A 14,086-nucleotide genomic window follows, 5' to 3' on the forward strand; every position below is an offset into this window, starting at 1 on the left:
ACTCGCCGCTCTTAGTGAACCATCATGTTGTAGTTCAGGTTCCACATAATCCAGATTGAACCGACTACTACGATGGCAATGATTATCACGGTAAAGACAAACGCGGTCAGGTTCCAGCCTTCGTCGGACTTGCTGTTCATGTGCAGGAAGTACACCAGGTGTACCAGAATCTGCACCACAGCGGTGACCAGAATGGTCCCCAGAATTACCGCATGCGACGCGCTGCCCGTCATCACCATCCAGAACGGAATGACCGTCAGGATGATAGACAGGATAAATCCTGTCATGTAGGACTTCACGCTGCCGTGGGAAGCGCCGCTGTGATCGTTAGAATGACTCATTACATTGCCCCCATCAGGTAAACAACGGAGAACACACAGATCCATACTACGTCCAGGAAGTGCCAGAACAGGCTCAGGCACAGGATACGCGTACGGTTAGTGCTGGTCAGGCCGCGACGGGATACCTGCACCATCAGCACCGCCATCCAGATAAGACCGGAGGTGACGTGCAGACCGTGGGTACCTACCAGCGCGAAGAATGCTGACAGGAAGCCGCTGCGATCTGGACCCATACCTTCAACAATCAGGTGATGGAATTCATAGATTTCCATCGCGATGAACCCTGCCCCGAAGAGGAAGGTCAGCGCCAGCCAGGAAACAACCTGGCTCTTGTTGTTTTTGTACATGGCGATAGCCGCCATGCCGTAGGTGATGGAGCTGAACAGCAGCAGTGCGGTTTCAACCAGAACGAACGGCAGTTCGAAGATATCTTTACCGGTCGGGCCGCCCGCTGTGCCGTTCACCAGAACGGCATAGGTTGCGAACAGACTGGCGAAGATAATGCAGTCGCTCATCAGGTAGATCCAGAAACCGAAGATCTTCATCGGCCCTGTATCGTGATGCCCATGTTCGTGCGCGTGGGCGTTATGCGCCAGAGTATCAGTTGCCATTTTTCAGCCCTGCCTTATGAATCTCATCGAAATGCTGATTTTCCAGTTTTTCGACTTCTGCAACCGGCACGTAGTAATCCACGTCCTCGTCAAAGCTCTTGATAATCCAGGTGATAACGATGCCAGCAAAGCTTGCAATCGCCAGCCACCAGATGTGCCAGATCATGGCGAAACCAAATACCGTTGCGAAGGCGGCAATCACGATGCCCGCACCGCTGTTTTTCGGCATATGAATTTCTTCATACTGAGTCGGCTGTTTGTACGCTTCGCCTTTTTCTTTCATTTCCCAGAATGCATCGCGTTCGTGGATCTGCGGCACAATGGCAAAGTTATAGAACGGAGGCGGGGAAGAGGTTGCCCACTCCAGCGTACGGCCACCCCACGGGTCACCGGTCAGATCGCGGTTTTGCTCGCGGTCACGGATAGACACGTAGAACTGAATCAGCTGGCAGAGGATACCGCAGGCAATCAGCGCTGCACCGCATGCTGCAACAACCAGCATTGGGTGGAACTGCGGATCAATCTGCTGGCTCAGACGACGGGTCATCCCCATGAAGCCCAGCACGTACAGCGGCATAAATGCCACGAAGAAGCCGATGATCCACAGCCAGAACGCGCGTTTACCCCAGGTTTCGTTCAGGGTAAAGCCGAAGGCTTTTGGCCACCAGTAGGTCAGACCTGCGAAGCAACCGAAGACCACGCCGCCGATGATGACGTTATGGAAGTGGGCAATCAGGAACAGACTGTTGTGCAGCACGAAGTCCGCACCAGGAACTGCCAGCAGAACGCCGGTCATACCGCCGACCGAGAAGGTCACGATAAAGCCGATGGTCCACAGCATCGCAGAGTTAAAGACGATGCGGCCCTGATACATGGTGAACAGCCAGTTGAAGATCTTCACCCCGGTCGGGATGGCGATAATCATCGTGGTAATACCGAAGAAGGCGTTTACGTTCGCACCGGCACCCATAGTGAAGAAGTGGTGCAGCCAAACGATGAACGACAGGATGGTAATACACACGGTTGCCCACACCAGTGAGGTGTAGCCAAACAGGCGTTTACGCGAGAAGGTTGCTGCGACTTCGGAGAACACGCCGAAGACAGGCAGTACCAGAATGTACACTTCCGGGTGACCCCAGGCCCAAATCAGGTTGATGTACATCATCATGTTGCCGCCCATATCGTTGGTAAAGAAATGGGTACCCAGATAGCGATCCAGGGTCAGCAGCGCGACGGTAACAGTCAGAATTGGGAATGAAGCGATAATCAGGATGTTGGCGCACAGAGATGCCCAGGTAAATACCGGCATCTTGAACATCGTCATACCTGGTGCACGCATCTTGATGATGGTCACAAAGAAGTTAATACCGGTCAGGGTCGTACCAATACCGGAGAGCTGAAGCGCCCAAATCCAGTAATCGACGCCGACGCCCGGACTGTACTCAATTCCCGAGAGCGGTGGATACGCCAGCCAACCGGTCTGCGCGAACTCACCAACGCCCAGAGACAGGTTAACCAGAATCACGCCGACAACGGTGAACCAGAAGCTCAGGTTGTTCAGGAACGGGAATGCCACGTCGCGCGCACCGATCTGCAGAGGAACCACAAGGTTCATCAGACCGATAACGAACGGCATCGCTACGAAGAAGATCATGATAACGCCGTGGGCGGTAAAGATCTGGTCGTAGTGATGAGGCGGCAGGAATCCTGCTTCCCCGGCGGAGGCCAGCACCTGCTGGCTACGCATCATGACGGCATCAGCAAAGCCACGCAGCAGCATGACGATAGCAACGATGACATACATAATGCCGAGTCTTTTGTGGTCAACCGAAGTCAGCCACTCATTCCATAGGTAGGACCACTTACCGAAGTAAGTGATCAAGGCGAGTAACGCCAGGCCACCGATGATAATGGCAGCCACCGTAACCATGACAATAGGTTCATGGAACGGCACTGCATCCAGTGTAAGTTTTCCGAACATCGTTTTCTTCCTCGGCCCCTTAGTGAGCGGATTCCGCGTGGCTCATGTCCATGCCTTCCATTCCTTCGTGCGATGCGTGTTCGCCTTCTGGTTTGGACATGTCCATGCCCTTGCCGTGATCCATAAATTTGCTTGTTACTGCTTTAAACAAATCTGGTTTCACGCTGGAGAAGTACTCCACCTTGTTGTATTCGCTCGGTGCAGCCACTTTCTCGAATGCCGCCATGTCATCCATGGTGTTCGAAGATTGTTTCGCTTTAGCGACCCACTGATCGAATGTGGCACGATCCGGCGTAGCAATGGCTTTGAACTTCATACCAGAGAAGCCCGGGCCGCTATAACTTGCAGAGATACCGTCGTAGGTACCCGCTTCGTTAGCGATAAGATGCAGGTTGGTCTGCATACCGGCCATGGCGTAAATCTGGCTGCCCAGACGCGGGATAAAGAAGGAGTTCATCACGGAGTTGGAGGTCACTTTGAACTGCACCGGAACGTTCGCCGGGAAAGCGATTTCGTTAACGGTAGCAATGCCCTGCTCCGGGTAGATGAAGAACCATTTCCAGTCCATGGAAACTACTTCGATAGTGATAGGTTTCTCGTCATGAACCAGCGGTTTGCTCGGTTCTAAAGAGTGTGTGGTTTTCCAGGTCAGTACGGCGAGGAAGACGATGATAAGAATTGGCACTGTCCAGACCACAGCTTCAACTTTGTTGGAGTGTGACCAGTTAGGGCTATACTTCGCATCTTTATTGCTCGCACGGTACTTCCAGGCGAAACCAACGGCCATTAAGACGGCCGGAATCACGACGATCATCATCAGGCCAAAAGCCGTCAGTATCAGCGAACGCTGCTCCAGTCCAATCTGTCCTTTGGGGTCAAGTAGCGCAGAATCACAACCACTGAGTAATACAGTGCTGGCGATTAATGACAACCATCCCAAGTTTTTATTGTATTTCCTGAGTCTCATGTAACGACCTCAATTCCACGGGGTGTTGGTGGCGTTTAAAGTGTGGGGTCATTTTACGGGAAGGTTACATTACTGTAAACATCATTGGTGCTCTGTCAGTTATGTGTTACCGGGTTCTGCCGCGCCTGTCACAGATGTTGCCAAATATGTCTATTTTCCAGGCGGAAAGCCCATATGGCGGGTGTTATAACGAAAGAGGGTATGAGGAGGGGCTGGAGAGGGCAATTGGTATAACCATTGTCAAAAATATACAAATAATTAACAATTATTCATCAAATAATAGACAATTCAAAAACGAGAAATTAATTGCTGTGGTGCTGAATCGGTTAACGAAATAAGGCACAGTTTATACGTTCCAATAATTTCCAGAATTCTAAAGCGCACAAAAGCACAAATATTTTTTTTATTTACGCTGCGGTGGTTATTATTACGTGTCGTGATTACAGCGTATTGGTCGTATTTTTTACGTATTCAGCGAAACTGCGTTTTACGTAGCGCCAGATAATCCAGCAGACAGCCAAACACAATCCCGGCGAAGGCGACCAGAATTCCAGCCTCAAGCACAAATCCTGACCAGCTAAGTGCGGTGAAATTCAGCGCATCGCTAATCAGCATCAGCAGCCAGACTCCCAGTAAGAGCACGCCAATCAACAATAAACGCAGGGCTGAGCGATAACCGCTGCTATAACTGTTGCGCGGCATAAACTGCTCGGTTTGTTGGGTGTATTCCAGCGTTCGGCGGCAAACCAGCAGCAGTAAAATACCCGGTATGGCAGCAAAGACGGAGAACAGATAGAACGTCGGCCAGCCGTGGGCTTCAACGAACCAGCCGGCAATTGGCCCGACGTAAACCCGGCCCACCGCTGAAAGCGCTGACAGCAGGGCGAACTGGGTGGCGGAGAAGGATTTGTTACATAAGGTCATCAACAGCGCGACAAACGCTGCCGTTCCCATACCGCCGCACAGGTTTTCAAAGAAAACTGCCGCCGCCATTGAATAGATATGCTTGTCGGTGATTGACAGCATCCAGTAACCGGCGTTTGAGACGCCCTGTAAAATGCCGAAGATCAGCAGGGCGCGAAATAGTGTCAGACGCTGCATTAGCACGCCGCCGTACAGCGCACCAAGAATAGTGGCGAACAGGCCCAGCGTTTTGTTAACCATGCCGACCTGGCCGGCATCAAAACCGACGCCGCGAATCAAAAAGGTGGTGGTCAGGCTCATGGCGAAAGCATCGCCGAGCTTGTACATCACGATCAGCAGCAGGATAAGCCAGGCGTTGTTGCGGCCGAAGAAATCTTTTAGCGGCGCGACGACTGCCTGCTCGAGGCTTTTGGGAACCGGAATAACATCGCTCGGTTCAGGAGCGAGTAGGGTGGCGATAATACAAGGGATCAGCAGGGCGGCCATCAGCCAGTACATGCCCTGCCAGCCGAGCCATTTATCCGCCAGCCAGAGAGCTAATCCACCGGAGACCAGCATCCCCAGGCGGTAGCCCAGCACGCTGATGGCGGCACCGGCACCGCGTTCTTCCGTTGGCAATACATCGGTTTTCCAGGCGTCAAAGACGATGTCCTGGGACGCGGAGCAAAATGCGATAACCACCGCCAGGGCGGCCATCCAGCGCAGCTGTGACGAAGGTTCAAGAAAGCCCATCGCCGCTATGGCAATCAGCAATAAACATTGAGTGGCCAACAGCCAGCCGCGACGACGCCCTAAGAACGGCGGCGTATAGCGGTCCATCACCGGTGACCAAAGAAACTTAAAAACGTAGGCCTGTCCGACCAGCGAAAAGAAACCGATGGTTTTCAGATCGATATTCTCGACCGTCATCCACGCTTGCAGCGTCCCGGAGGTCAGGGCAAGCGGTAAACCGGAGGCAAAGCCAAGAATCAGCAGAATGGCTGATTTTGGTTGCTGAAAAATTCGCAGATAGTGATTAGACATGGGCTTTAACGTTCAGACCCGGCATAAGCCGGGCCTGTGACGAGATTAGCGCGCGTTCTGCTTGATAAAGTCGTGGATCGTGGTGTCCTGGGACATATCCGCGATGGTATCACTGAGTACGCTATCAACCGTATCGGAGATATTCTTGTTAGAGGCCTGGAATGCGCCCTCAACGGAATAGTTCGAACGGTAATTTTTGGTCATCTTATTACCGTTTGCCGCGGTCGCGATGATAGCGATATCCGCTTTGGTATTAATGTTGTAACGCACGTTGCCCTGGGAAACGTCCGCATACAGCTGGTTTACGATAATCTGCAGATTAGCCGCACCGTTGGGACCAATCATATAGCCACGTGCAGCCATCTGTTTTTCGAGCACTTCTTGCATCAGGAAGCGCAGATCGCGAGAGGCGGTGAGAGTCACCAGCTGGTTGTTGCGGGTCACTTTTGCCAGCGCCTGATCTTGACGCTGGTCAGCGCCATTGATGCTGACGGTGACGCCCATCAGGCTTGGATCCTGCTGTGGCAGAGCAATTTTAGGCGACACGTCAACGGTAGTCGGGGGCGTTACGCATCCTGACAACATAAACAGTGCAACCAAAGGGAAGAGGATTTTTTTTAACATGTTAGGGGTCTCAAAACGCATTGTTTACTGATAATCCCGTCATCATAACATCGCCAACGGCGAGGGGAAGTAGGCAATGCATGTAAATTCATCGTGTTGATGTTTTTCTGCTCGCACATACAAAAAGAAGGGGTATTTCAGATGAAAACGGATTGTAAAAGGCGTTAACTTCATCTACTTGACAAATAAAATGACGCGAACGCTAATTTTTTGTTGCCTTTGTGTAATGTAGTCAGTAAAAGCGGCTAACATTTAAAGGGATAGGCGGCATCTTAACGTTGTCGGAGGAGTAATATCATGATGATGCGTGAACAAATCGAAGAAAAATTAAGGGCAGCGTTTGATCCTGTGTTCCTGGAAGTCGTAGATGAAAGCTACCGCCACAACGTACCGGCGGGCTCTGAGAGCCACTTTAAAGTTGTGATGGTCAGCGATCGATTTACCGGGGAGCGTTTCCTCAATCGCCACCGGATGATCTATGGCACCCTCACAGAGGAGTTTGCTTCTACCTTACATGCTCTGGCACTGCACACTTACACGCGCAAAGAGTGGGAAGGTTTACAAGATACCGTTATTGCTTCGCCACCATGTCGTGGAGCGGGTACTATCGCGTAGAAAAGGCATTTTCAACGCGGAACTTTTCCAGTATGTTGCGTACAGATTATGAGAAAACGGCCTGCGGGCCGTTTTGTTTTGTCTGAATTTTGAGCGCCAAAGACAGTATTCAGACAAAAATTAGCCGGGAATTGTGAAAAATGCCGCAGCAACGCGTGATAACCGTTCTCGACTCATAAAAGTGATGCCGCTATAATGCTGCGTCTTATTTTTCGGAATGTCTTCGGGATGATTCTGGCTACAGGGAATGTGTTTCTGATTTAAAGATAACGTCCCAGTACTGCAAGGCATGATTCAGAGTTGACCGAGCACTGTGATTTTTTTGAGGTAACAAGATGCAAGTTTCAGTTGAAACCACTCAGGGCCTTGGCCGCCGTGTAACGATTACTATCGCTGCTGACAGCATCGAAAACGCTGTAAAAAGCGAGCTGGTCAACGTAGCGAAAAAAGTACGCATTGACGGTTTCCGTAAAGGTAAAGTACCGATGAATGTTGTTGCTCAGCGTTATGGCGCTTCCGTGCGTCAGGACGTGCTGGGTGACCTGATGAGCCGCAACTTTGTTGATGCGATCATCAAAGAGAAGATCAATCCAGCTGGCGCACCGAACTACGTTCCGGGCGAATACAAACTGGGTGAAGACTTCACTTACGCAGTAGAGTTCGAAGTTTATCCAGAAGTTGAACTGAAAGGTCTGGATGCTATCGAAGTTGAAAAACCAGTTGTTGAAGTGACCGAAGCCGACGTTGACGGCATGCTGGACACCCTGCGTAAGCAGCAGGCAACCTGGAAAGATAAAGACGGTGCAGTTGACGCTGAAGACCGTGTGACCGTTGACTTCTCCGGCTCTGTAGACGGCGAAGAGTTCGAAGGCGGCAAAGCCACTGATTTCGTACTGGCAATGGGCCAGGGGCGTATGATCCCAGGCTTTGAAGACGGTATCAAAGGCCACAAAGCTGGCGAAGAATTCACTATCGACGTGACCTTCCCGGAAGAATACCACGCTGAAAACCTGAAAGGTAAAGCGGCTAAATTCGTTATCAACCTGAAAAAAGTTGAAGAACGTGAACTGCCAGAACTGACTGCTGAATTCATCAAACGTTTCGGCGTTGAAGATGGTTCCGTAGAAGGTCTGCGCGCTGAAGTGCGTAAAAACATGGATCGCGAGCTGAAAGGCGCGGTACGTAACCGTGTTAAAACTCAGGCAATCGAAGGCCTGGTGCAGGCGAACGAAATCGACGTGCCTGCTGCCCTGATCGACAGTGAAATCGACGTTCTGCGCCGTCAGGCTGCACAGCGCTTCGGTGGCAACCAGCAGCAAGCGATGGAACTGCCACGCGAGCTGTTCGAAGAGCAGGCTAAACGCCGCGTTGTAGTTGGCCTGCTGCTGGGCGAAGTGATTCGTACCCACGAGCTGAAAGCTGACGAAGCACGCGTTGCTACCTTGATCGAAGAAATGGCTTCTGCCTACGAAGATCCGAAAGAAGTTATTGAATTCTACAGCAAAAACAAAGAGCTGATGGAAAACATGCGCAGTGTCGCTCTGGAAGAACAGGCTGTTGAAGCGGTTCTGGAAAAAGCGAAAGTGACTGAAAAAGCAACTTCCTTCAATGAACTGATGAACCAGCAGGCGTAATTTCGCTTTCCGGTTTACGGTTTTGAGAAAAGCCCGTTGCCTTTTGGTGACGGGTTTTTTTTTATTGCAGCGATAGCCACTGCGAGCGTGATAAAAGGGCTTTTCGGTATTAGCGTATCAACAAAATATTGTTATGCTTGAAATAGGGTAAGATCGTACCCATTACTGGGGGAACGAATCACTCGCCGCATCTCTATAATCAGAATGTTGTGGCTATATTATTTTTTATCCAGGAGACGGACATGTCATACAGTGGCGAACGAGATAACTTAGCACCCCACATGGCCCTGGTGCCGATGGTCATTGAACAGACCTCCCGTGGCGAACGTTCTTTTGATATCTACTCCCGTCTGCTTAAAGAGCGCGTTATCTTTCTGACCGGCCAGGTGGAAGACCACATGGCGAACCTGATTGTGGCGCAAATGCTGTTTCTGGAAGCGGAAAACCCGGAAAAAGATATTTACCTGTACATCAACTCCCCAGGTGGCGTGATTACCGCTGGGATGTCTATTTATGACACCATGCAGTTCATTAAACCGGACGTCAGCACCATTTGTATGGGGCAAGCGGCGTCCATGGGCGCGTTCCTGCTGACGGCAGGCGCAAAAGGTAAGCGTTTCTGCTTGCCGAACTCCCGCGTAATGATTCACCAGCCTTTGGGTGGTTATCAGGGTCAGGCTACGGATATTGAAATCCATGCCCGTGAGATCCTGAAAGTGAAAGGACGCATGAATGAGCTTATGGCGCACCATACCGGCAAATCTTTAGAGCAGATTGAAAGTGACACTGAACGTGACCGCTTCCTGTCTGCCGCTGAAGCTGTGGAGTATGGTTTGGTTGACTCTATCCTGAGTCAGCGTAACTAATGTCATGACGGCACGTGCCGCCGCAGGGTATATACTACTAGAGGCGGCACAACGCTTGCGTAGCAGCTTGCGCTTAAGAATGGCATTTGCGTCGTCATATGCGGCACAAAGAACTTAAAAAGAGGTTTTGACTCATGACAGATAAACGCAAAGATGGATCGGGCAAACTGTTGTACTGCTCTTTTTGCGGCAAAAGCCAGCACGAAGTGCGTAAGCTCATCGCCGGCCCATCCGTGTATATCTGCGACGAATGTGTCGACTTATGTAACGACATCATTCGCGAAGAGATTAAAGAAGTAGCACCGCATCGTGAACGCAGCGCGCTGCCAACGCCACACGAAATTCGCCACCATCTTGATGACTACGTCATCGGTCAGGAACAGGCGAAAAAGGTGCTGGCTGTTGCAGTTTATAACCACTACAAACGTCTGCGTAACGGCGATACCAGCAACGGCATTGAGCTCGGCAAAAGTAACATTCTGCTGATTGGCCCAACCGGTTCCGGTAAAACGCTGCTGGCCGAAACGCTGGCACGCCTGCTGGACGTTCCGTTCACCATGGCGGACGCCACCACGCTGACCGAAGCGGGTTATGTGGGTGAAGACGTTGAAAACATTATTCAGAAACTGCTGCAGAAGTGCGACTACGACGTACAGAAAGCACAGCGCGGTATTGTTTACATCGATGAAATCGACAAAATTTCCCGTAAATCAGACAACCCGTCGATTACGCGCGATGTGTCCGGCGAAGGTGTACAGCAGGCTCTGCTGAAACTTATCGAAGGCACCGTGGCTGCCGTTCCACCGCAGGGTGGACGTAAGCATCCGCAGCAGGAGTTCCTGCAGGTTGATACCTCTAAGATCCTCTTTATCTGTGGCGGCGCATTTGCGGGTCTGGATAAAGTTATCGGCAACCGCGTTGAAACCGGTTCAGGTATTGGCTTTGGCGCAACGGTGAAATCGAAAACGGATAAAGCCAGCGAAGGCGAGCTGCTGAGCCAGGTTGAACCAGAAGATCTGATCAAATTTGGTCTGATCCCTGAATTCATCGGTCGTCTGCCGGTGGTTGCAACGCTGACTGAGCTGAGCGAAGAAGCGCTGATTCAGATCCTCAAAGAGCCGAAAAACGCCCTGACTAAGCAGTATCAGGCGCTGTTTAATCTCGAAGGTGTGGATCTGGAATTCCGTGATGAAGCGCTGGACGCTATCGCGAAGAAAGCGATGAGCCGTAAAACCGGTGCTCGTGGTCTGCGTTCTATCGTGGAAGCCGCACTGCTCGAAACCATGTACGATCTGCCTTCGATGGAAGACGTTGAAAAAGTGGTTATCGACGAGTCGGTCATTGCTGGCCAAAGCGAACCGCTGCTGATTTATGGCAAACCGGAAGCGCAGCAGGCATCTGGCGAATAATTCACCAGTTCATACAATCAGTTAATCAAAAAGGGGGGATTTTATCTCCCCTTTTATTTTTCCTGATTCATAGCGTTGAATGTGTGGAATACATCCCCATATACTGGTTACATGTTAATGGTTGTGTGAAGCACAGTCGCATGACCAGCTTACCTGGCGGACACTAAACTAAGAGAGAGCTCTATGAATCCTGAGCGTTCTGAACGCATTGAAATCCCCGTATTGCCGCTGCGCGATGTGGTGGTTTATCCGCACATGGTCATTCCCTTATTTGTAGGGCGGGAAAAATCTATCCGTTGTCTGGAAGCGGCCATGGATCATGATAAAAAAATCATGCTGGTCGCGCAGAAAGATGCTTCAACGGATGAGCCGGGTGTAAACGATCTTTTCACCGTCGGGACCGTGGCCTCTATTTTACAAATGCTGAAACTCCCCGACGGTACGGTAAAAGTACTGGTTGAAGGGTTGCAGCGTGCGCGCATCTCCACGCTTTCCGATAACGGTGAGCACTTCTCGGCGAAAGCGGAGTATCTGGAGTCGCCGGCGATTGAAGAGCGCGAGCAGGAAGTTCTGGTGCGCACGGCAATCGGTCAGTTTGAAGGCTATATCAAACTGAACAAGAAAATCCCACCAGAAGTGCTGACGTCGCTCAACAGCATCGACGATCCAGCACGCCTGGCGGATACCATCGCAGCGCATATGCCGCTGAAGCTGGCTGATAAACAGTCCGTGCTTGAGATGTCCGACATCAACGAGCGCCTGGAATATCTGATGGCGATGATGGAGTCGGAAATCGATCTGCTGCAGGTTGAGAAGCGTATTCGCAACCGCGTGAAAAAGCAGATGGAGAAATCCCAGCGTGAGTACTATCTGAACGAGCAGATGAAGGCGATTCAGAAAGAACTCGGCGAGATGGACGAAGTTCCCGACGAGAACGAAGCGCTGAAGCGTAAGATCGACGCGGCGAAAATGCCGAAAGAGGCAAAAGAGAAAACCGAAGCCGAACTGCAGAAGCTGAAAATGATGTCGCCGATGTCAGCAGAAGCTACCGTAGTTCGCGGTTATATCGACTGGATGGTTCAGGTGCCATGGAACACGCGCAGCAAGGTTAAAAAAGACCTTCGTCAGGCGCAGGAAATCCTTGATACCGACCATTACGGCCTCGAGCGCGTCAAAGACCGTATTCTTGAGTATCTCGCGGTCCAAAGCCGTGTGAACAAGCTTAAAGGCCCGATTCTGTGCCTGGTAGGGCCTCCAGGTGTGGGTAAAACCTCTCTGGGGCAGTCCATTGCTCAGGCGACCGGACGTAAATATGTCCGAATGGCGCTGGGCGGCGTGCGTGACGAAGCAGAAATTCGCGGTCACCGTCGTACTTACATCGGCTCAATGCCGGGTAAACTGATTCAAAAAATGGCGAAAGTGGGCGTTAAAAACCCGCTGTTCCTGTTGGATGAAATCGACAAAATGTCCTCGGACATGCGCGGCGATCCGGCATCGGCTCTGCTGGAAGTTCTTGATCCAGAACAGAACGTGGCGTTCAGCGATCACTATCTGGAAGTGGATTACGATCTCAGCGACGTGATGTTTGTTGCGACCTCGAACTCCATGAACATTCCAGCGCCGTTATTGGACCGTATGGAAGTGATTCGTCTGTCGGGTTATACCGAAGATGAAAAACTGAACATCGCCAAGCGTCACCTGCTGCCGAAGCAGATTGAGCGTAACGCCCTGAAAAAAGGCGAGTTGACGGTAGATGACAGTGCGATTGTCGGCATTATCCGCTACTACACTCGTGAAGCAGGCGTACGTAGCCTGGAGCGTGAAATCTCGAAACTGTGTCGTAAGGCGGTGAAACAGCTGCTGCTCGATAAAGAGCTCAAGCACATCGATATTAACGGCGACAACCTGCACGATTACCTCGGTATTCAGCGCTTTGACTACGGTCGCGCTGATGAAGAAAACCGCGTGGGTCAAGTGACCGGCCTTGCGTGGACGGAAGTGGGCGGCGATCTGCTGACCATCGAAACCGCCTGCGTACCGGGTAAAGGTAAACTGACTTATACCGGTTCTCTGGGTGAAGTCATGCAGGAATCCATTCAGGCTGCACTGACCGTGGTGCGTGCGCGTGCGGAAAAATTGGGTATTAATCCGGACTTTTACGAAAAACGCGACATCCACGTTCACGTACCGGAAGGGGCTACGCCGAAAGACGGTCCAAGCGCCGGTATTGCGATGTGTACCGCTCTGGTCTCCTGTCTGACCGGCAACCCGGTTCGCGCCGACGTGGCAATGACCGGTGAAATCACCCTGCGTGGCTTGGTTCTGCCTATCGGTGGTCTGAAGGAAAAACTGTTGGCGGCACACCGTGGCGGCATTAAGACAGTTCTGATTCCTGACGAGAACAAACGCGATCTGGAAGAGATTCCGGACAACGTTCTGGCCGATCTTGATATCCATCCGGTGAAGCGTATTGAGGAAGTTCTGGCTCTGGCGCTGCAAAATGAACCGTCTGGAATGCAGATTGTAAGCGCAAAATAGTGACCTCGCGCAAAGAGCGTTAATAAAAACAAGGTTGGCAAGCATAAACTGACTTGCCAGCCTTTTTTTGTATCGCTAATTTAGACGGCTGGCAGGTGTGTCGTCGACAACGGGTGTTGTAAGGGCATGGTAGTCCTGATATAACTGCTCCGCGATTGCATCGTGAAGGATTCCGGTGCGATATAAATAATAAAGAGAGGAAGAGAACAGTGAACAAATCTCAACTGATTGACAAAATTGCTGCTGGTGCGGATATCTCCAAAGCTGCAGCTGGACGTGCGTTAGATGCTTTAATTGCTTCTGTTACTGAATCTCTGCAAGCTGGGGATGACGTTGCACTGGTAGGTTTCGGTACCTTTGCTGTCAAAGATCGTGCTGCCCGTACTGGCCGCAACCCTCAGACAGGTAAAGAGATCACTATCGCTGCGGCTAAAGTACCGGCATTCCGTGCAGGTAAAGCACTGAAAGACGCGGTAAACTGATCCCTTTCCCGTTACGGGAATGTGGCAAAGTACAAGGGCGCATCGACTGATGTGCCTTTTTTTATGCCTTA

General features: G+C 51.2%; 12 protein-coding genes. 6 read left to right on the top strand and 6 right to left on the bottom strand.

Features of this window, described 5'->3' with window-relative positions:
* Positions 1–11: 11 nt before the first annotated feature.
* From ABOC97_RS13395 to ABOC97_RS13420, 6 genes are all read right to left on the bottom strand, one after another.
* Positions 12–341 carry a cytochrome o ubiquinol oxidase subunit IV gene (locus ABOC97_RS13395; protein WP_052283866.1) on the bottom strand — a complete coding sequence of 110 codons (330 nt, stop codon included), beginning with the start codon at positions 339–341 and terminating at the stop codon, positions 12–14.
* Complete coding sequence (locus tag ABOC97_RS13400; RefSeq protein WP_052283865.1) at positions 341–952, bottom strand: cytochrome o ubiquinol oxidase subunit III; 612 nt, start codon at positions 950–952, stop codon at positions 341–343. The genes ABOC97_RS13395 and ABOC97_RS13400 overlap by 1 nt, the downstream gene beginning before the upstream one ends.
* On the bottom strand, positions 942–2,933 hold the full coding sequence (cyoB, locus tag ABOC97_RS13405; RefSeq protein ID WP_234506927.1) for a cytochrome o ubiquinol oxidase subunit I: 1,992 nt from the start codon (positions 2,931–2,933) through the stop codon (positions 942–944). Before cyoB ends, ABOC97_RS13400 begins: the two co-directional genes overlap by 11 nt.
* Positions 2,934–2,952: 19 nt before the next feature.
* Positions 2,953–3,900, bottom strand: a complete 948-nt coding sequence (gene cyoA / locus ABOC97_RS13410) for a cytochrome o ubiquinol oxidase subunit II (RefSeq protein ID WP_349598394.1) — start codon at positions 3,898–3,900, stop codon at positions 2,953–2,955.
* A gap of 471 nt (positions 3,901–4,371) precedes the next feature.
* A complete protein-coding gene (gene ampG / locus ABOC97_RS13415; RefSeq protein WP_349598397.1) occupies positions 4,372–5,847 on the bottom strand; it encodes a muropeptide MFS transporter AmpG in 1,476 nt (491 codons plus the stop codon).
* A gap of 45 nt (positions 5,848–5,892) precedes the next feature.
* Positions 5,893–6,471, bottom strand: coding sequence for a lipoprotein (locus ABOC97_RS13420; RefSeq protein ID WP_234506920.1), 579 nt, complete (start codon positions 6,469–6,471; stop codon positions 5,893–5,895).
* 297 nt (positions 6,472–6,768) lie between these two features.
* On the opposite strand from ABOC97_RS13420, the gene bolA reads away from it, so the two are divergent.
* From bolA to hupB, 6 genes are all read left to right on the top strand, one after another.
* Positions 6,769–7,086 carry a transcriptional regulator BolA gene (gene bolA, locus ABOC97_RS13425; protein ID WP_349598401.1) on the top strand — a complete coding sequence of 106 codons (318 nt, stop codon included), beginning with the start codon at positions 6,769–6,771 and terminating at the stop codon, positions 7,084–7,086.
* Positions 7,087–7,421: 335 nt separating this feature from the next.
* On the top strand, positions 7,422–8,720 hold the full coding sequence (gene tig / locus ABOC97_RS13430) for a trigger factor (RefSeq protein ID WP_052283860.1): 1,299 nt from the start codon (positions 7,422–7,424) through the stop codon (positions 8,718–8,720).
* A gap of 242 nt (positions 8,721–8,962) precedes the next feature.
* Positions 8,963–9,586 (top strand): ATP-dependent Clp endopeptidase proteolytic subunit ClpP, encoded by a 624-nt coding sequence (clpP, locus tag ABOC97_RS13435; RefSeq protein WP_234506916.1) that lies wholly within the window; start codon positions 8,963–8,965, stop codon positions 9,584–9,586.
* A gap of 134 nt (positions 9,587–9,720) precedes the next feature.
* Positions 9,721–10,995, top strand: coding sequence for an ATP-dependent protease ATP-binding subunit ClpX (gene clpX, locus ABOC97_RS13440; RefSeq protein WP_234506914.1), 1,275 nt, complete (start codon positions 9,721–9,723; stop codon positions 10,993–10,995).
* 183 nt (positions 10,996–11,178) lie between these two features.
* Complete coding sequence (lon, locus tag ABOC97_RS13445) at positions 11,179–13,533, top strand: endopeptidase La (protein ID WP_234506912.1); 2,355 nt, start codon at positions 11,179–11,181, stop codon at positions 13,531–13,533.
* Between the two features lie 209 nt (positions 13,534–13,742).
* On the top strand, positions 13,743–14,015 hold the full coding sequence (hupB, locus tag ABOC97_RS13450) for a nucleoid-associated protein HU-beta (protein ID WP_234506910.1): 273 nt from the start codon (positions 13,743–13,745) through the stop codon (positions 14,013–14,015).
* The last annotated feature ends 71 nt before the right edge of the window (positions 14,016–14,086 follow it).

It is taken from the genome of Kluyvera huaxiensis (assembly GCF_040149365.1).
Taxonomy (GTDB): Bacteria; Pseudomonadota; Gammaproteobacteria; order Enterobacterales; family Enterobacteriaceae; genus Kluyvera; species Kluyvera intermedia_A.